20 protein-coding genes are annotated in these 18,995 nt (G+C 32.9%); all 20 read left to right on the plus strand.

What is annotated here, in order from left to right; genetic code table 11:
• Positions 1–255 precede the first annotated feature (255 nt).
• The 20 genes from ACFQ3N_RS01845 (at position 256) to ACFQ3N_RS01940 (ending at position 18,993) form a co-directional block, all read left to right on the plus strand.
• A complete protein-coding gene (locus ACFQ3N_RS01845; protein WP_390359009.1) occupies positions 256–879 on the plus strand; it encodes a sugar transferase in 624 nt (207 codons plus the stop codon).
• On the plus strand, positions 876–2,114 hold the full coding sequence (locus ACFQ3N_RS01850) for a glycosyltransferase family 4 protein (protein WP_390359010.1): 1,239 nt from the start codon (positions 876–878) through the stop codon (positions 2,112–2,114). Before ACFQ3N_RS01845 ends, ACFQ3N_RS01850 begins: the two co-directional genes overlap by 4 nt.
• 212 nt (positions 2,115–2,326) lie before the next feature.
• Entirely contained in the window at positions 2,327–3,661 is a 1,335-nt protein-coding gene (locus ACFQ3N_RS01855; RefSeq protein WP_390359012.1) for a nucleotide sugar dehydrogenase, read from the plus strand.
• A 12-nt stretch (positions 3,662–3,673) separates the two neighbouring features.
• Complete coding sequence (locus ACFQ3N_RS01860; protein ID WP_390359014.1) at positions 3,674–4,765, plus strand: Gfo/Idh/MocA family protein; 1,092 nt, start codon at positions 3,674–3,676, stop codon at positions 4,763–4,765.
• Complete coding sequence (locus tag ACFQ3N_RS01865) at positions 4,752–5,756, plus strand: ATP-grasp domain-containing protein (RefSeq protein ID WP_390359016.1); 1,005 nt, start codon at positions 4,752–4,754, stop codon at positions 5,754–5,756. Before ACFQ3N_RS01860 ends, ACFQ3N_RS01865 begins: the two co-directional genes overlap by 14 nt.
• Positions 5,753–6,385 carry an HAD hydrolase-like protein gene (locus tag ACFQ3N_RS01870; RefSeq protein ID WP_390359018.1) on the plus strand — a complete coding sequence of 211 codons (633 nt, stop codon included), beginning with the start codon at positions 5,753–5,755 and terminating at the stop codon, positions 6,383–6,385. Before ACFQ3N_RS01865 ends, ACFQ3N_RS01870 begins: the two co-directional genes overlap by 4 nt.
• A 35-nt stretch (positions 6,386–6,420) precedes the next feature.
• Positions 6,421–7,548, plus strand: coding sequence for a DegT/DnrJ/EryC1/StrS family aminotransferase (locus ACFQ3N_RS01875; RefSeq protein ID WP_390359019.1), 1,128 nt, complete (start codon positions 6,421–6,423; stop codon positions 7,546–7,548).
• 31 nt (positions 7,549–7,579) lie between these two features.
• The gene (locus tag ACFQ3N_RS01880) at positions 7,580–8,734 is read left to right on the plus strand and encodes a hypothetical protein (RefSeq protein WP_390359021.1); all 1,155 of its coding nucleotides are present in this window, start codon (positions 7,580–7,582) and stop codon (positions 8,732–8,734) included.
• A gap of 131 nt (positions 8,735–8,865) precedes the next feature.
• Positions 8,866–10,035 carry a hypothetical protein gene (locus ACFQ3N_RS01885; RefSeq protein WP_390359023.1) on the plus strand — a complete coding sequence of 390 codons (1,170 nt, stop codon included), beginning with the start codon at positions 8,866–8,868 and terminating at the stop codon, positions 10,033–10,035.
• Positions 10,036–10,118: 83 nt separating this feature from the next.
• Positions 10,119–10,316, plus strand: a complete 198-nt coding sequence (locus tag ACFQ3N_RS01890; protein ID WP_390359025.1) for a hypothetical protein — start codon at positions 10,119–10,121, stop codon at positions 10,314–10,316.
• The gene (locus tag ACFQ3N_RS01895) at positions 10,313–10,636 is read left to right on the plus strand and encodes a UDP-N-acetylglucosamine 2-epimerase (protein WP_390359027.1); all 324 of its coding nucleotides are present in this window, start codon (positions 10,313–10,315) and stop codon (positions 10,634–10,636) included. Before ACFQ3N_RS01890 ends, ACFQ3N_RS01895 begins: the two co-directional genes overlap by 4 nt.
• A gap of 77 nt (positions 10,637–10,713) precedes the next feature.
• Positions 10,714–10,908, plus strand: a complete 195-nt coding sequence (locus ACFQ3N_RS01900) for a cytidylyltransferase domain-containing protein (protein ID WP_390359028.1) — start codon at positions 10,714–10,716, stop codon at positions 10,906–10,908.
• 92 nt (positions 10,909–11,000) lie between these two features.
• A complete protein-coding gene (locus ACFQ3N_RS01905) occupies positions 11,001–12,251 on the plus strand; it encodes an oligosaccharide flippase family protein (protein ID WP_390359030.1) in 1,251 nt (416 codons plus the stop codon).
• A gap of 164 nt (positions 12,252–12,415) precedes the next feature.
• On the plus strand, positions 12,416–13,417 hold the full coding sequence (locus ACFQ3N_RS01910) for an NAD-dependent 4,6-dehydratase LegB (RefSeq protein WP_390359032.1): 1,002 nt from the start codon (positions 12,416–12,418) through the stop codon (positions 13,415–13,417).
• Positions 13,414–14,583 (plus strand): LegC family aminotransferase, encoded by a 1,170-nt coding sequence (locus ACFQ3N_RS01915; RefSeq protein WP_390359034.1) that lies wholly within the window; start codon positions 13,414–13,416, stop codon positions 14,581–14,583. The genes ACFQ3N_RS01910 and ACFQ3N_RS01915 overlap by 4 nt, the downstream gene beginning before the upstream one ends.
• On the plus strand, positions 14,583–15,743 hold the full coding sequence (gene neuC / locus ACFQ3N_RS01920) for a UDP-N-acetylglucosamine 2-epimerase (protein ID WP_390359036.1): 1,161 nt from the start codon (positions 14,583–14,585) through the stop codon (positions 15,741–15,743). Before ACFQ3N_RS01915 ends, neuC begins: the two co-directional genes overlap by 1 nt.
• 4 nt (positions 15,744–15,747) lie before the next feature.
• Positions 15,748–16,647 (plus strand): methionyl-tRNA formyltransferase, encoded by a 900-nt coding sequence (locus tag ACFQ3N_RS01925; protein WP_390359038.1) that lies wholly within the window; start codon positions 15,748–15,750, stop codon positions 16,645–16,647.
• The gene (locus tag ACFQ3N_RS01930; RefSeq protein ID WP_390359039.1) at positions 16,644–17,306 is read left to right on the plus strand and encodes a PIG-L deacetylase family protein; all 663 of its coding nucleotides are present in this window, start codon (positions 16,644–16,646) and stop codon (positions 17,304–17,306) included. The genes ACFQ3N_RS01925 and ACFQ3N_RS01930 overlap by 4 nt, the downstream gene beginning before the upstream one ends.
• Positions 17,306–18,376 (plus strand): N-acetylneuraminate synthase, encoded by a 1,071-nt coding sequence (gene neuB, locus ACFQ3N_RS01935; protein ID WP_390359041.1) that lies wholly within the window; start codon positions 17,306–17,308, stop codon positions 18,374–18,376. The genes ACFQ3N_RS01930 and neuB overlap by 1 nt, the downstream gene beginning before the upstream one ends.
• On the plus strand, positions 18,373–18,993 hold the full coding sequence (locus ACFQ3N_RS01940; RefSeq protein ID WP_390359043.1) for an acetyltransferase: 621 nt from the start codon (positions 18,373–18,375) through the stop codon (positions 18,991–18,993). The genes neuB and ACFQ3N_RS01940 overlap by 4 nt, the downstream gene beginning before the upstream one ends.
• Positions 18,994–18,995: the final 2 nt, after the last annotated feature.

Below are 18,995 nucleotides of genomic sequence, written 5' to 3' on the forward strand. Positions count from 1 at the left end.
TGGATAAGGGTTTGAGGTGATTTTAGTGAGACTTATAGATTGATTGAATGGTTTATATAATAGGAAGAAACTCGGTTTAGGGTGATAGATGCAAGAATGTCTATTTCGTATTTGCATGGTACATTGAATAGATATTACGAGGTGCGTATATTATTTAGATGAAATAAGTAGTTAGTGGGTTAGTAGTTAGTTGGAGGAGTTGAGGTTCCAATTAAGTATTAAACGACTAACTAACTTTTAAGGAGTGTGGCAAAGGTGTATTTGAAAATAAAAAGATTAATTGATTTCAGTCTTTCCTTTTTAGCAATGATTCTTTTATGGCCATTTTTCCTTTTAATTGCGATTATTATCAAAATCGATTCAAAAGGACCGGTATTCTTTAATCAAAAACGAGTGGGGATAAATAAACAGCACTTCTATATATTGAAATTCAGAACGATGAGAACAGATACACCGAAAGATATGCCAACACATATATTACAAGATCCAGACGCATTCATTACAAAGAGCGGGAAGTTTCTTAGAAAGACAAGTTTAGATGAACTTCCACAAATTATTAATATTCTAAAAGGTGAAATGAGTATTATTGGTCCAAGACCAGCACTATGGAATCAGTATGATCTTATTGCAGAACGTGACAAATATGGTGCAAATGATGTTCCGACTGGTTTAACTGGGTGGGCACAGATCAATGGAAGAGATGAACTGCCTATTAAACTAAAATCAAAATTAGACGGAGATTATGTTGAGAATATAGGACTTAAAATGGACGTCAAGTGCTTTTTTGGTACGATCAAAAGTGTTTTGAAGAATGATGGTGTTGTTGAAGGTGGAACGGGAGATTCAGAAATTGCTACTAGCAAGGAGAACTATAAATGAAGAAAATTTGGATTTTTAACCAGTATAATATGCCACCTGAATACGGTCACTTAAATAGACATTATAATTTTGGGAAATATCTAAAACGATTTGGACATAAGCCAAGCCTTTTTGTAGGTAGTTTTTTGCATAACACTGATAAACAGCTGATAAAAGATAAATCTATCTATAAGCAGTATGAAAATGGAGAATATCCATATTTTTTTATTAAGACATGTGACTACTCAAAAAGTAAATTCAAGAGAGTTTATGCGATGATTGAGTTTTACCGTAACCTATTTAAAGCTACGAAATACATGGAAAAGCCTGATGTTATTATAGGATCTTCTGCACATCCACTCGCAGCGATTGCAGCTATACGTCTTGCGAAAAAATATGAATGCCAATCTATAGTTGAAATTAGAGATTTGTGGCCAGAAAGTTTTGTTGCGTATAAAATAATTAATAAGAAAAATCCTATTCTTAAATTACTATATGCTGGTGAGAAGTGGATATATAAAAATGCAGACAAGCTTATCTTTACAATGGAAGGTGGTAGGGACTACATAATCGATCAAGGATGGGATCAAGAACATGGTGGACCTATAGATATAGCAAAAGTACATCACATTAATAATGGTGTCGATTTAGAAGTCTTTAATTATAATCGAGAAAACTATGTAATTAAAGATGAAGATTTAAATAATAAGCAAACGTTCAAAGTTATTTATACTGGATCTATTAGACTTGTCAATAATGTTAAAAGCATAATAGATGCAGCGCAAGTTATTAACAGAGAGCACTCTAATAATATTGAGTTTTTAATATATGGAGAGGGCGATGATAGAGAATATCTAGAAAAATTTTGTTATGATAACAACATTCGGAATGTTAAATTCAAAGGTTTTGTAGATAAAAAAAAGATACCTTATATTTTAAGTAAATCAAACGTAAACATAATGCATTTTGAACAAAATAGTATTAAAAAGTATGGGGCTAGTCTTAATAAAATGTTTGAGTATTTTGCTAGTGGAAGGCCCACTGTTTCGGATTGTGAGTTTGGATACGATGTAGTAAAAAAATATAATTGTGGAATTGTGGTAGATAACGCAAATGAGAAGCAACTAGCAGAAGCAATTATTCAATTTAGTAATATGTCAAAAGATGAGTATAATATATATTGCAAGAATGCTAAGGAAGCCGCTAATAATTATGATTTTAAGGAATTGACTATGAAGCTTGGAAGCTTATTATAAAAAGGATAAATAAATTATGCAACGTTATACGTGAACATAATTTTTTTAATAAACAGAACAATTTATATAAAAGTGGATTCATAAACGATCGATTTAAATTTGAGTTTTTGAAACTGTGAGCAAAAAGAGTCAATGTTTTAAGTAAGCTTTATTATTTGGATAACGAAAAAAGTACAACATATTTTTAAATGCTATTATGGAGGTAAATAATTATGATTAATCTTAAAGAAAAACAAGTTATCAATAATCTCAAAGAAAAATTAATAAACAAAACAGCTACACTAGGAGTAGTGGGACTGGGATACGTTGGACTTCCCCTTGCAGTAGAAAAAGCAAAGGCTGGGTTTAAGACTATAGGTTTTGATGTTCAAGAATCTAAAGTGGAAATGGTAAAATTAGGAGAAAATTATATCGGTGATGTCGTCAATGAAGACCTTGCAGCTATTGTTAAGTCTGGTCTCCTTTCGGCCACGACGAATTTTGACCAGGTAGCGAAAGCGGATTGCGTGTGTATCTGCGTGCCAACACCACTTGATGAGCATCAACAGCCTGATACAAGTTATATAGAAGCTTCAGCTAAAAGTATTGTTCCCTATATGCACAAAGATATGTTGATTGTTCTTGAGTCTACTACTTACCCAGGAACTACTGAAGAACTTCTTAAACCGATTCTTGAGACATCGGGACTTAAGTGTGGAGAAGATTTCTTTCTTGCCTTTTCACCTGAACGAGTTGACCCAGGTAACCTAATATATAAAACAAAAAATACACCGAAAGTAGTCGGTGGTATTACTCCTCAATGTACTGAAGTAGGAGCAGCATTATATGAAAGTATATTAGAAGCACCTATTCATAAAGTGTCCTCTCCGGCAATAGCAGAGATGGAAAAAATTCTTGAGAACACTTACCGAAATATCAATATTGGACTTGTTAATGAGCTTGCTATTTTAAGTAACAAAATGGGTATTAATTTCTGGGAAGTTATTGATGCTGCAAAATCAAAACCATATGGCTTTCAAGCTTTCTATCCAGGTCCAGGACTTGGTGGACATTGTATTCCACTAGATCCTTATTATTTATCTTGGAAAGCTCGTGAATATGGGTTCCATACATCAATGATTGAATCATCTATGATGGTTAACGATCGGATGCCTGAATACTGCGCTGAGAGAGCTAGTAAAATCTTAAATCGACATAAAAAAGCAATGAACGGATCAAGAGTGTTAGTACTTGGTGTAACTTATAAACAAGATATGGCTGATTATAGAGAAAGCCCAGCAATTAGAGTCATCGAACAAATAGAAAAGGAAGGTGCAGAGGTTGTTTACTATGATCCATATGTACAAAAATATCGTGAGCGTGGGAATGTTAAGCATAGTGAATCAGAATTAACGGCAAACCTTATTGAAGGTTCAGATTTGATTATAGTAACAGCTGCACATACGAATGTGGATTATTCATTTGTACAACAACATGCAAAAGCAATATTTGATACTAAAAATGCAATGAAGGATCTGAAGAATAGAGAAAACATTGAATTATTATAGAGGGGGAGCATTATGAGTCTAAAATATGCATTAATAGGATGCGGGAGAATCTCGCCAAATCATATAGCTGCTGCAGTAGAAAATAACTTAGAAGTTGTAGCTTTATGCGATATCGAAAATGATAAGATGGTTAATACAATATCCAACTTTAATCTTCCTAATACTGTTCAGAAATATACTGATTATATAGAAATGCTTAAAAACGAAAAGCCAGATTTAGTAGCTATTTGTACTGAAAGTGGGAAGCATGGTCAAATCGCAATAGATTGTATTGAAGTAAATTGCAATCTTATTATAGAAAAGCCTATTGCACTCTCATTAGAAGAAGCAGATCAGATTATAGAAAAAGCTAAAGAGAATAATGTAAAGGTAAGTGCTTGTCACCAAAACCGTTTTAACAAATCCGTCCAAAAAATTAGAGAAGCTGTTGATCAAGACCGTTTTGGAAGATTACTCCATGGTACTGCTCATATTCGTTGGAACAGAGGCGAAGAATATTATAAACAAGCTCTATGGCGTGGAACTTGGGAACAAGATGGTGGGGCATTGATGAACCAGTGCATTCATAATATCGATTTATTGCGTTGGATGATGGGAGACGATATTATTGAAGTCTTTGGTATGACAGACAATTTAAAACACAGCTACATGGAGGCAGAAGATTTAGGCATGGCACTTATTAAATTTTCCAATGGTAGCTATGGAATTGTTGAAGGAAGTAACAACATTTATCCTAAGAATCTTGAAGAAACGTTATATGTTTTTGGGGATACAGGTACAGTAAAAGCTGGGGGGAAATCAGTAAATCTTATTGAAGAGTGGCACTTTGCTGATATGTTAGATGATCCAGATGAAGTTAAGGAAAAATTTTGTGAAAATCCTCCAACTGTCTACGGATTTGGCCATAAACCACTTTATGCTGACGTCATAGATGCTATTTATAATGATAGACAGCCTTATGTTACAGCTGAAGATGGAAGAAGAGCGCTTGAACTTATACTTGCAATTTACAAATCAGCTGCAGAAGGTAAAAGCATTAAGTTGCCGTTAGGCAACTGTAGTACAAGAGATTTTAAAGGGCGGTTCGATAATGGTGAATTTTAATAATTCCGGAAATTACGTTTCCGAGCTTGAGTCATGTAAGACTAAATATACAATTTTACTTACTTCTGCTGGGGGACTAACAGGCGTTTATTTAAGTAAACATTTTAAAAAAAGTGGGTTATATAGAATAGTAGCCATAGATATGTCAGATACAACTCCGTTAAATAATTGGGTAGACGCTTTTTATGTTGTCCCATCAGTAGAAGATAAAGAGTATATACCAGTTTTAGAGAGCATTGTTTTAAAGGAAGAAGTAGATATTATTATTCCTATAACATCATACGATATAAATCTTTTTAGTAAACAAAAAGTAAAAGATAATTTTCCAAATGTTAAAATGTTATTAATGGAAGATCAAGATAATAGAATATTAAGTAATAAAAGAACTTGCTATGAATATTTAGAGTTGTTAGGAATTAAATCACCACAAGTATATAAATCTATTGAAGAAGTTAATTTTCCATGTATATTAAAACCTATGGAAGGTTCAGGGAGTAAAGATACAGTTAAAATTGAGAATAATATTGATTATAATTATTGGTCAGAAAAGGTCCACGATTATTTCCTAGTTGAGTATATAGGAGGAAAAGAGTTTACAGTAGACTGTTTGTTTGATAATAATGGAAAATGTCTTGGTGCAAATGTAAGAGAACGGATAAAAATAAGTGGTGGCGGTGCCACGGTGACTCGCAACGATTATTCACAGAATATCAATAAAGTTATTCAAATATTGGAAAATACAAGAAAAATTAAAGGACCTATAAACTTTCAATTTAAGAGAATGGATTCAGGAGAATGTTGTATTTTTGATTTTAATACTAGGTTTGCATCTGGTGGTCTTCCTTTAACAGTTGAGTCTGGTTTTGATATACCAAATAGATTAATTCAAATGATTTTGAACGAGCAGGTAGAATTATGGTATCCGCAAAAATCAAATGATGGTCTTACGATGGTAAGATATTACGAAGAGTTTTTTGAGTATACCTTATGAATAAAACTGCATATATAGATTTTGATGGAACAGTTGTGGACGTCATGCCCCGATACCATGGCATACTTGAATCGTATTTAAAAAGAAATACCCAACTAAAATTAGATTATGAAAAGTATTGTTTTCTAAAAAAACAAGGAATAAAAGATCATGCTATCGTTCATGAAATTTGTAAAGGATATAAAATTAATATAAATGATTATGTAGTCTTTAAAGGAGAAAATTTAGAAGATCGGTACTGGCTTAGTAAGGACATTATTATTGGATTTCCAGAAGTTGCATATGAAAAATTGAACAGGCTTGGATACAACGTTAAGTTATTAACGCAGAGAAATTCTGAAAGAGAATTACTATATCAAGTGAATTCTCTTGGTATAAAGGATTTTTTTGATGAAATAGTTGTTTTAAAACCCTTACAAGAAAAAAATGCAAAAGTCAGTTTCTTAACGGATAAGATTTATAGTGAAGATATAATTATCGGCGATAGTAAGATTGAAATGGAGGTTGCTGACGTCTTTAACATAAAAGGTTTCTTTGTTGAATCCGGCTTATGGGGAGCGTCGTTTGCGGGTTCAAAAGATCGGATATTTAAAGATTATAATACAGTTGTTAATTACTTACAATCTTAGTAATAATTATCATTTTAGTATAGGAAGTGAATAATTTGGAGTTCAGAGATTTACAGGCTCAATATCAAAAATATAAGCAGGAAATTGATTATGCTATTCAAGAAGTTATTACCAATGCAAATTTCATTGGCGGCAAAGAAGTCAAAGAGTTGGAATATCAATTAGCTACCTTTGTTGGTGTCAAACATTGTATTTCTTGTGCTAATGGAACAGAAGCAATGACCTTGCTAATGATAGCATGGGATATTAAAGAGGGTGATGCAGTATTCGTACCCGACTTTACATTCTTTTCAACAGGAGAGATTGTTTCATTTAAAGGTGCAACTCCTGTCTTTGTAGACGTAGATAGGGGTACATTTAACATTGATACTATGAAGTTAGAAAAAGCTATTCAAAAGACGCTACATGAAGGAAAGTTAACTCCAAAGGTTATTATTCCTGTTGATTTGTTTGGTCTTCCTGCTGATCATTATGAAATAGAGAGAATTGCAAAAAAATATGATTTATTAGTATTAGAAGATGGAGCTCAAGGATTTGGCGGCAATATTAATGGAAGAAGAGCGTGTAGTTTTGGAGACGCAGCAACGACTTCATTCTTCCCGGCTAAACCGCTAGGCTGTTATGGTGATGGTGGTGCGATATTTACAGATGATGATGTAATAGCAAAATTATTAAGATCATATAAAGTTCACGGTAAGGGTGAGAATAAGTATGACAATGTTAGAATTGGTGTTAATTCTAGATTAGATACTCTGCAAGCGGCAATATTGAATGTGAAATTAAAAGCCTATATAGACCATGAAATGGAAGATGTAAACAAGGTATATCGACTATATAATGATAGATTAAGTGGTGTTATTGAACCTCCGATAATACCAGAAGGATTCTATTCAAGTTTTGCTCAGTATACTATCAAACTTAAGAATAAGGAACAGCGGGATGGTTTACAAGAACAGCTAAAAAAGAATGGCATTCCTAGTATGATTTATTATGTTAAGCCGTTGCATAAACAGGGAGCTTTTGACACTATGGAATTTGATGATAATGACTTTGAAGTAACTAATGAGCTTTGTGATATAGTTCTTTCGTTGCCTATGCATCCTTATATGAGTGATGCTGAACAAGAAATGGTCTGTAAGGTAGTTATAGAGTATCTAAATTGAGAATAGATATAATGTTGAGAGGATTTGTTCAATGCTTATCAATAATTTGGCAAAAAAAATACAGAACAAAATATTAAAGGGCAACCAACCGTTTTTTTTCATGAGCGTTGAATTCCAAAAAAAAATATTGAAAAGTTTTAAAGCACCATCAGACTTACTTGAAAGATCTTATTATCAATACTTATGCCAAATGAAACAACTACCATTAGGATTAAAATTAATTCAATCTTTAACAGCAATCTTTTTAACACCATATTTCTATTTTAAATATTCTAATGATAACGGTATGACAACTGGTAAAATAAAAAAAGTTGCGGTTTTTATCTCAGGTACAAAGGATATTTCTTATGTGCCAAGGACACTCAAAGATGAATTTGATGAAATTATTTTCTGTGATTATAGTGGTCCTTATCAATTAACGGCACAAGAAAAAAGAGTAATAAAACAGATATATCTAAGATACTGGTATAAACCGTACTTTTGCTTGAAATGTATGATGAAAATTGCGTTGTACGCAAATCAAGTATATAAGAACAATCCTTGTGCGGTATTAACTTTTGGAGAGTTTTCATTTACTTCATCCGCGCTTACTTTTTATTGTAGAGAAATTGGAATAAAACATATTAATATAATGCATGGAGAAAAACTATTTAATATAAGAGATTCTTTTGTCAAGTTTGACCAATATTATGTATGGGATCAACATTATATGAACCTTTTAGTTTCCTTACTTGCAGATAAAGGACAGTTTAAGATTGAAGTTCCAGAAATGGTGAAATTAGACATAAAAAAGAAAATAAAACACAAATATGAGTTAACTTATTATCTTGGTGGAGAAAGTGAAAAAGAATTGATGAATATTAGGTCAACCCTTTTAGGCCGCAATATACCAAGGGAAAGAATTTGCGTAAGATTCCATCCTCGCTATTCTGATAAAACACAGGTATCACGCATTTTTTCTAATTTTAATATTGAAAATCCGGATGAAGTTCCATTAAATATCTCACTTTCTCAAACTAAGTGTGTTATTTCACTATACTCTACAGTTTTATTTCAAGCTTTTAAAAACGGTAAGGAGATAATAATTGATGATATTACAGATTCCGAAAAATATGAAAAGTTAAAAAAATTAAGATATATTATGTTAATTAAGCCTCACCTTCGCTTATCAGAAATCCAATTTTAAACATCTTTTACTTAAGGCTTAAATACACTGTAATTTTACTTAAAAAGAAACTTATAGGACTATCATTATATAAGGTAGACTGATACATGTTGAAAATTTAGTACAAAAATATTAAACTGGAGACTTTTTCGATGGCAGATAAACCGAACCTGGTATTGACAAAACAGAAGATGTCAATAGGCATATTTCCTAGTATTATATTAGTGACATATGCATTTGTAGATTTAATAAGATTATTTGAAGTTGTATCGGTAGTTTTGGGAAATTTTATATTTGTTGTTCTTGGTTTAATATCAATCATCTATTCTGTTTTAAAAAATGGCATTAGAAGGCAACTTCCAATTATTTATTTTATATGGATTTATACTTTTTTTGGAGCACTAGGTATATTGTTAAATGGAAATATGGAACTGCAAGAATTAATTTGGCCATTTGCTTTTATGGGTGTTGCCACACTGTTTTTAAATTTTACAATCAATTATAAATTGACTAGAGTATTGTACTATTTTGTGGTTATTCTTTTTATTAGTAGTATCATTCTTTCAAATGGTGTAGATAATTTAAATATGTCTAGCAGTAGAAATGCAATTGGATTAACTGTATTAATTTATTTTTCAATATATGCTATCTCTGGTTATATTCACAACCGTAATTTAACAATATACCCTATTATAATGGGACTAATAGTAAGTACGATGGCGATAGGAAGAAGTGGAATTCTAGTCTTCTTAGTAATATTATTCTTATTTTTACTGTTTAGTTTTAATAGGAAAAAATTAAATATTACATTCTTTTTTAAAAGTATTTTTGTGGGAGCGTTTGTGGTTATCATTTTGTCGATATTCTATAATTTTTTAGAGATTTATTTTACTTCGGCAATTATAAATTACGAAAACAGAGGTCTTGAATCTTTGCGTACTTTAATTTGGACTGATTATTTAAACAAAACATTTACTTCAGCGGGTTATTTTCTTTTTGGGGCTCCAATAAGTGGGACTTTTATATTGGAAAGATTTAGTCAAAATCTGCATAATTCATTCTTGATGTTACACGCAAAGTATGGAATTGTTCCATTCATAATAGTTATTTTGCTAGTTATTAAAGCCTTTTTTCATTTTAAAAAAGAAAATAATCTATTATATTCTATGTTGTTGATAACGTTGCTATTTAGAATGCAATTTGATTATACTAACTTCAATGCGCAATTAGATATAATACTTTTCTATATTATATTCTCTCCCTATATGAGTATTCACGACGATAATAAAAATAGAAGAGTAGGAAAGGTGAAAGAGTTATGACAAATAGAATACTAGTAACAGGCGCCGATGGTTTCATCGGCAGCCATAAAAGGGGCTGTAGATGAATCTAGCCGTCATGCCATTTGAGCAAAGCTGAATTAGAAGTTACAATAGAACTTAAATTAGACAAGCCTTATACAATTGTTATGTTCCATCCTGTTACATTGGAAGATAATAACACAGCAGAGCAGTTCCAAGCTTTGTTGGAAACTTGTAAAAAATATAAGGATTTTCAGATTATCCATAGCAAAGCTCGAAAAGGGCGTATCATTAATAGATGATTGATTCATTTGTAAAAGAAAATGATTATGCTGTTGCTTTTACTTCAATAGGAATAAATCGTTATCTGAGTGCACTAAGATATTGTGTTATAGGGAATTCTTCGAGCGGATTTGTTGAAGCTCCAAGTTTTTGTATTCCAACAATTAATATTGGGGACCGCCAAAAGAGACTGTTACAAGCAGAAAGTGTAATCAATTGTGAGCCTATTAAAGAAGATATGGGACAAGCAATTGCTTTAGCACTGACTGAAGAGTTTATGAGTAAGGCAGGAAAAACTGTTAACCCATATATGGTGATGGAAACACATCAGGGAAAATAGTTGCTAAAATTGAATGTTTTTTATTAAATAATCGAATTTCACTGAAGAAGAAATTCTACGATTGTGGGGTGAGATAAGTGTGTAACATTGCAATTATTCCAGCAAGAAGCGGATCACAGGGTTTGAAAGACAAGAATATAAAGCTTTTAAATGGAAAAATCGAAGCTGCTAAAGATTCAAAGTTATTTGCCCGAATTGTCCAAGAATGGGGGGCAAGTGTTCCGTTTTTATGGAGTTATGAATGTTATAGACGATGTAAACGAGCATCGTGATATCGGCTAAGGATGTTTTTAGCTGAGAGGTATTTTCAACTTAAAATAATAAGAAGAGAGAAATTACTTTTATGTTTTTGAATATCAATAAGTTGTTTAAAAATAAACTTTTTAAAAATTCTTTACTTTATACAGTTGGTTCAATGATGACGCCAATGATTGGCTTGATAATGTTACCAATTTTCACTAAGTATTTAACTACTGCGGAATATGGAATCATGACAACGGTTCAAACATTGGTTGGTATGCTGCAACTAATTCTATTACTTGCTTTGCATGGAGCTGTAACACGATTTTTTTATGATTTTTTGAATCAACCTGAAAAACAAAAAGAGTATATAGGATCTATATTTGTTTTTGTGTTATCTTTTTCCACTATCATTGCAACTATGTTAATGTTCTTTAGTAATTCGGTGGGTTCTTTGTTATTTAAAAACATTCCTATAGACCCATATTATTTCTATTTAATTGGGTTATCATGGGTAACTGCATTATCTGCGTTACCGATGGCGCTATTTAGAGCACAAGAAAAAGCCGGTTTATTTGTTGTTGTTAATCTGATAAAAGCGTTATTTATTATGGCAATAACAATATATTTGATAATAGGTAGAGGTTTAGGCGCAGAGAGTGTCTTAATTGCACAATTATTCATTACATTTTTAGTTGTCTTACTTACATTTGCGATGCAGCTTAAGTATCTTAAATTGTCTTTGAATGTTGCATATGTTAAACAAAGTTTACTATTTAGTTTACCGTTACTACCACACATTGCCAGTGGCTGGATTATTAGTGCTTCTGACAGGGTAATATTAGAAAAATTTGTTGATATCGCTGATTTGGGTATTTATGCGTTAGCTGCACAAGTGTCAATGGTATTAGGATTATTTTATTCAAGTATAAATAATGCATTAGTACCTAGATACACAATACTAAGAAAAGAAGGTAATGAATTAAAGGCAAATAGGCTTCTAAAGATATTTTCTTTCATTGTTATTATATTTGGTGTAGCTTCAATACCAGTTGCAATGTACAGTATAAAATTAATTACTTCAAGCGAGTATTACGGAGCAATTACCCTAATTCCATTCTTACTTATTGGCCAAATTCTGACAGGATTTTACTTTATACCTGTTGCAAAACTCTTCTATGCAAAAAAGACAAATGCGATTGCAACAAGTAGTTCTATGGCAGCCATAATAAATGTAATAATAAACTTGATAGCAATTCCATTTATAGGTATATATGGGGCCATTATCTCAACGATTTTTGCAGATATAATAAGGTTTCTACTTATTTATAGAGCTAGTAATAAATTAAAATTCCAAAAAATGGAGTTACTGTAAACCGTATGAATATAAAGCGTTCAATGATGCAGATTATGCAATTATCTCATTACAAAATAATTGAAAAGTATTTTGGTACGAGTGTAGAAGGTGGGGAAAACTATATTCACCATTAATATAGATGATTTTTGCGTAAAATAAATATAAAACGGAGGTTGAGAAGTATGTCAAAAAAAGTTTTAGTAACAGGGGCTGATGGCTTTATCGGTTCTCATCTAACAGAAGAATTAGTTCGAAAAGGTTTTGATGTAAAAGCCTTTGTTTATTATAATTCATTTAATTCTTGGGGGTGGCTTGATAATGCCCCTAAAGAAATTATTGACAAGGTTGAAGTTTTTTCCGGTGATGTTCGAGATCCATTTGGTGTAAAAGAAGCGATGAAAGGTTGCGATACTGTATACCATTTGGCAGCCCTAATTGCTATTCCATATTCGTACTACTCACCAGCAACATATGTAGATACAAATATTAACGGAACGCTAAATGTTGTTCAGGCTGCTAGAGAATTAGGAGTTTCTAAAGTAGTTCACACATCCACGAGCGAAGTTTATGGCACAGCACAATATGTACCTATTAATGAAAATCATCCACTTCAGGGACAGTCTCCATATTCAGCATCAAAAATTGGGGCTGATCAAATAGCCATGTCGTATTATTTGTCTTTTGATACACCAGTTGTAACGATCAGACCTTTTAATACATACGGCCCAAGACAATCTGCAAGAGCTGTCATTCCTACAATTATTACTCAACTCGCTAACAATAAAAAAGATATTAAACTGGGAGCTATACACCCGACAAGAGATTTTAACTATGTGAAAGATACGGTGGATGGTTTCATAACAATTGCAGAGTCAGATAAAGCTGTTGGGGAAGTAATTAATATTGGAAGTAATTATGAAATTTCTATCAAGGAAACAGCTGAACTTATTGGGGAAGCTATGGATAAAGAAATCAACATCGTTACAGATGAAGAGAGATTAAGGCCAAATAAAAGTGAAGTAGAACGATTATGGGCAGATAACGGGAAAGCGAAAAAATTGCTGAATTGGACACCTAAATATGGAAGTAGAGAAGGGTTCAAAAAAGGAATTCAAGAAACAGCTGAATGGTTTGCTAACCCGGAAAACCTCAAAAAGTATAAAGCTGATGTGTACAATATATGAGTCAATTAGCACAGGAAATCATTTCAGCAATCCGTAAAGTTGTTCCATATGAAGATACCTTTGTTCCTTTACATGAGCCTTCTTTCCAAGGAAATGAATGGAAATACGTGAAAGAAACTATTGATTCTACATTTGTGTCATCTGTAGGAAAGTATGTTGATCGATTTGAGAAAGACTTGGCAGAATTCACTGGAGTAAAAAGAGCTGTTGCAGTTGTTAATGGAACTGCTGCTTTACATGTAGCTCTCACACTTGTTGGAGTAAAAAAAAATGACGAGGTTTTTATTCCGAGTCTTACGTTTATTGCAACTGCAAATGCTGTTAGTTATTGTCAAGCTACCCCTCATTTTGTTGATAGTGAAGAAAGCACTCTAGGAGTAGATCCTTATAAATTAAAAAGTTATTTAAAGGAAATTGCAATTGTAAAAAATGATGAGTGCTTTAACAAACAAACAGGTAGACGTATTAAAGCTATAATCCCGATGCATACGTTTGGCCATCCTGTGGATATGGATCAGCTGATTGAAGTATGTCAACAGTATCATATTGATTTAATAGAAGACGCAGCTGAATCTTTAGGATCCTATTACAAAGGACAGCATACGGGATCTTTTGGCAAAATTTCAGCTATGAGTTTTAATGGTAATAAGATTATGACAACAGGTGGAGGGGGAGCAATCCTAACGAATGATGAGCGATTGGCAGATATGGCTAAACATATAACGACTACCGCTAAAGTGCCACATAAATGGGAGTATGTACATGATCAAGTTGGCTTTAATTACCGTATGCCTAATATAAATGCTGCTCTAGGATGTGCTCAATTAGAGAAAGTACCAGATTTTTTAAACAAGAAACGAAGTTTAGCTCATAAGTATAGTGAAGTTTTTAAAGGAGTTCCGGGAGTGACTTTTAAGCAAGAAACAGACTATTCCCAATCAAATTATTGGTTAAATGCTTTGGTTTTGGATGAGGCCAATGAAGGTATTCGAGATGAGATTCTAAATCTGAGTAACAGCAGTAACCTTATGACAAGACCTGTATGGATGTTAATGAATCATTTGCCGATGTTTCGAAATTGTCCTTCTATGGACATTTCTTGTGCGGAAAGTTTAGAAAAACGAATCATTAATATTCCGAGTAGCTCAGAATTGGGGGATAAATAGTGCCAACGAGAAAAATATGCATAGTGACAGGAACAAGAGCCGACTATGGCTTATTATATTGGATAATGAAAGAGATTGAACTAGATGATCGGTTAGAACTTCAAATAATTGCGACAGGGATGCATTTATCCCCAGAGTTTGGATTAACATATAAAAAAATAGAAGAAGATGGTTTTAAAATTGATGAAAAGCTTGAAATGTTGCTGTCAAGTGATACACCTGTTGGAATAACAAAATCAGTGGGTCTTGCAACAATAGGGTTTTCTGATGCGTTTGAAAAATTGAAACCAGATATATTAGTTGTATTAGGAGACAGATATGAAATATTAGCTGCCGCACAAGCTGCAGTTATTGCCAGAATCCCAATTGCTCACATTCATGGAGGAGAAGCAACAGAAGGCTTGATAGATGAAGCTATTAGACATGCAGTAACAAAAATGTCTCATATACACTTTCCCGCAGCTGAACCTTATAAAAATAGAATAATTCAAATGGGTGAGAATCCCGAAAAAGTATACAATTTTGGTGCGCCAGGAATTGAAAACATAAACAGGATGCAATTACTTGATAGAGAAAGTTTCGAGAAATCAATTGACTTCAAACTAGGGAAATTAAGTTTTTTAATTACCTATCACCCAGTTACTCTGCATAAAGAAGGGCCAGTTAAAGCAACTCAAAATCTACTAACAGCGTTAAGGGAATTTAAAGAGGCAAGAATGATTTTCACAAAGCCTAATTCAGATACAGATGGCCGAATTATTTCAAAAATGATTGATGAATTTGCATTGGAGTACCCTGACAGGGTCATAACTGTGACATCTTTAGGACAACTTCGTTATTTAAGTGCTATTAGGTATGTAGACATTGTGATTGGAAATTCATCAAGTGGTCTGATTGAAGTACCTTCCTTCAAAAAACCAACAGTGAACTTAGGAGTAAGGCAACAAGGTAGAATTAAAGCCGATTCGGTTATTGATGCAACTGAAGAAGTCGATTCAATAATAGAAGCAATTAACAAAGCTTTATCAAATTCATTTCAATCTAAACTCTTAAATTGTATATCACCTTATGGTAGTGGAGATGTCTCATTAAATATAAAAAATACATTAAAGACAATTGACTTAAATCATATATTAGAAAAAAAATTTGTAGATGGGTGAAAAAATGAAAATTATTTTTATCGGTTGTGTTAAATTTAGTTATCGCGCACTTAACGCGATTTTAGAAAAACAGAATCAAAATATAGAGGTAGTGGGAGTAGTTACGAAAAAAACTTCTCCATTTAACTCAGATTTCTGTTCATTGGAGGATATTGCGAAAGAAAACGACATTCCATGTTATATTGCTGAAACCAAAGAACAAAAGTTGATGCTTGAATGGATAGAACAATTTCATGCAGATGTAATTTACTGTTTCGGCTGGTCGCATCTTCTAAGTAGTGAAATCTTAAATGTACCTAAGTTAGGGGTTGTGGGGTTTCACCCTGCTCTCCTTCCTTATAATCGTGGTAGACATCCAATCATTTGGGCATTAGCGTTAGGATTAAAAGAAACTGGATCTTCATTTTTCTTTATGGATGAAGGTGCGGACTCTGGTGAAATACTTAGTCAAGAGAAAATAATAGTTGATCATTCAGATAACGCAACAACACTATATGAAAAAATCTCAATTGTTGCGATTAATCAGATACAAACGTTCACTCTAAAACTTGCTGAAAATAACTATAAAACAGAAGCCCAAGACCATACAAAAGCGAATACGTGGCGAAAACGAACAAAAAAAGATGGTGAAATAGATTGGAAAATGTCGGCTAAATCTATTTATAATTTAGTCCGAGCTTTAACAAAGCCTTATGTAGGTGCACATTGTGATTTTAGTGATAAAGAAGTGAAGATATGGAATGGAAGAATAGAAGAGGCCAACACTGACGAATATAGAAATATTGAGCCAGGAAAGGTAATTGAAGTCAATGAGAATGAAATTGTTATAAAGTGTGGTGAAGGGTTATTTACTATCACTGATCATGAATTTGAAAAAAAACCAGAAAGAGGTAGCTATCTATGAAGAAAGTACTTGTTGTGGCCCCCCATCCTGATGATGAAACATTGGGGTGTGGAGGTACTTTATTGAGACATTATCAAGAGGGGGATGAAGTCCACTGGTTAATTGTTACTGATATGAAAGGTGGATTTAACAAAGAGAAAATAAATTTAAGAAAGCTAGAGATTGAAGAGGTAGGGAAAAATTATCAATTTAAATCTATAACCCAGCTTGACTTCTCTACTACTACATTAGACGAAGCCCCCATGAGAGACTTAGTAACGTCATTTAGCGAAGTAGTACAAATTGTAAAACCAGAAATAGTTTACCTTCCATACAGAGGTGATGTCCATTCAGATCACAAATATGTATTCGATGCAATGATAGCCTGCACAAAGTGGTTTAGATACGACTTCATTAAAAAAATATTAGTATATGAAACTCTTTCTGAAACTGAATTTGGAATAAACCCTGACAATAATGGGTTTAAACCGAATGTATATGTAAATATAACCGACTACTTCAATAAAAAAATTCAAATAATGAATATTTTTAGTAGTGAAATGGGAGATTATCCATTCCCAAGAAGTAACAAGGCAATCGAGGCGCTTGCATCGTATCGAGGTGTTTCTGGTGGGTTCCATTACGCAGAAGCATTCATGCTACTAAAGGAAGTGTATTAATGGGAAATATAAAAATTATAGCAGAAGCAGGAGTTAACCACAATGGATCCATAAAGACGGCCTATGAATTAATTGATGCAGCACATAATGCTGGAGCAGACATCGTTAAGTTTCAAACTTACCGTACGGAGAATTTGGTTACTAGAGAAACTAAACAAGCGAAGTACCAAGTTGAAAATACAAAGAAAACGGAAAGTCAATATGATATGTTAAAAAGACTCGAACTGAGTTATGTTGAATTTGAAGAAATGAAGAATTACTGTGATGAAAAAGGGATAGAGTTTATGTCTACTGGATTTGATCATGAGAGTATTGATTTTTTATTAAATAATTTAAAACAACATACATTCAAAATATCTTCTGGAGATTTAACTAATGCACCACTTTTGTTTTATATTGCTTCAAAGAAAGTAAATATTATATTATCAACAGGTATGGCGACTACTGAGGAGATTCATAAAGCTTTAGGTTTTATAGCATATGGTCTGTCGGGACAGAAAGATATGAGTACAAATAAAATAAAAGAGTTTTACTATGAAAAAATTGCTAAAGATCTTTTGAATGAGTATGTCACAGTGTTGCACTGCACTACTGAGTATCCTACTCCAGTTTCAGATGTAAATTTGAATACTCTAGATTATCTAAAGAAAGAATTGCAACTTCCTATTGGATTTTCTGATCACACAGAGGGAATACTGTTTCCTATTGTAGCTGCAGGTAAAGAAATTAAAGTGATTGAAAAGCATTTCACTTTAGATAAGAATATGCCTGGGCCTGATCACAAAGCATCATTAGATCCTAGTGAACTACAAGAAATGGTTGCGAATATTAGATTAGTTGAACAAGGTTTAGGTTATAAAGATAAAGTAGTTTCTTCAATCGAACTGGAAAATCGTAATGTTGTAAGAAAAAGTATTGTTGCATCTGAAAGAATAAAAAAAGGTGAACGATTTTCTTTTGAAAATATAGCTGTAAAACGCGCTGGACTTGGTATCTCTCCCTTTCAATTTTGGGATTACATTGGTAAAAAAGCGGACAGAAATTATTTAAAAGATGAGTTGGTTAAATGAAGCCAGTGATTCTATTAGGTCTAGGTGGTAATGCAAAAGTGTTAATTGACATACTGGAACTTGGTAATTATGAAATTAAGGGCTATACTGCATCTTCAGAGCAAGAAAATCCATATGATATTCCTTACTTAGGGGATGATAGCCTTGTACTCAATTATGACGAAAAGGAATTCATGTTAGTAAATACGATCGGTTCTGTATCTGATATGAAATTAAGAAAAAAAATCTATGACAGTTTTAAATCGAAAGGTTATTCATTTGCTACATTAGTTCACCCAAATGCCTATGTTTCGGCTAGGGCAACGATTAATGAAGGTGTGCAGGTTATGGCTGGTGTTGTGGTACAACCTTTTGCTACTATAGGTGAGAATTCAATAATTAACACGAACGCCGTTGTGGATCATGATTCTTTAGTAAGGGAAAATTGTCATATTGCCCCGGGAGTAACGATATCAGGTGGTGTAAAAATTGGCACGTGCACACATATTGGTACGGGCGCTTCGGTTATTCAAAACATAGAGATAGAAAATAATGTAATAGTAGGTGCAGGTTCTGTTATTATTGAAAATGTCAGGGGAAATAAAAAAGTGATTGGAGTACCAGCCAAGGAGGTTTGAAA

The organism is Virgibacillus byunsanensis, from assembly GCF_042675965.1.
GTDB lineage: Bacteria > Bacillota > Bacilli > Bacillales > Amphibacillaceae > Virgibacillus_R > Virgibacillus_R byunsanensis.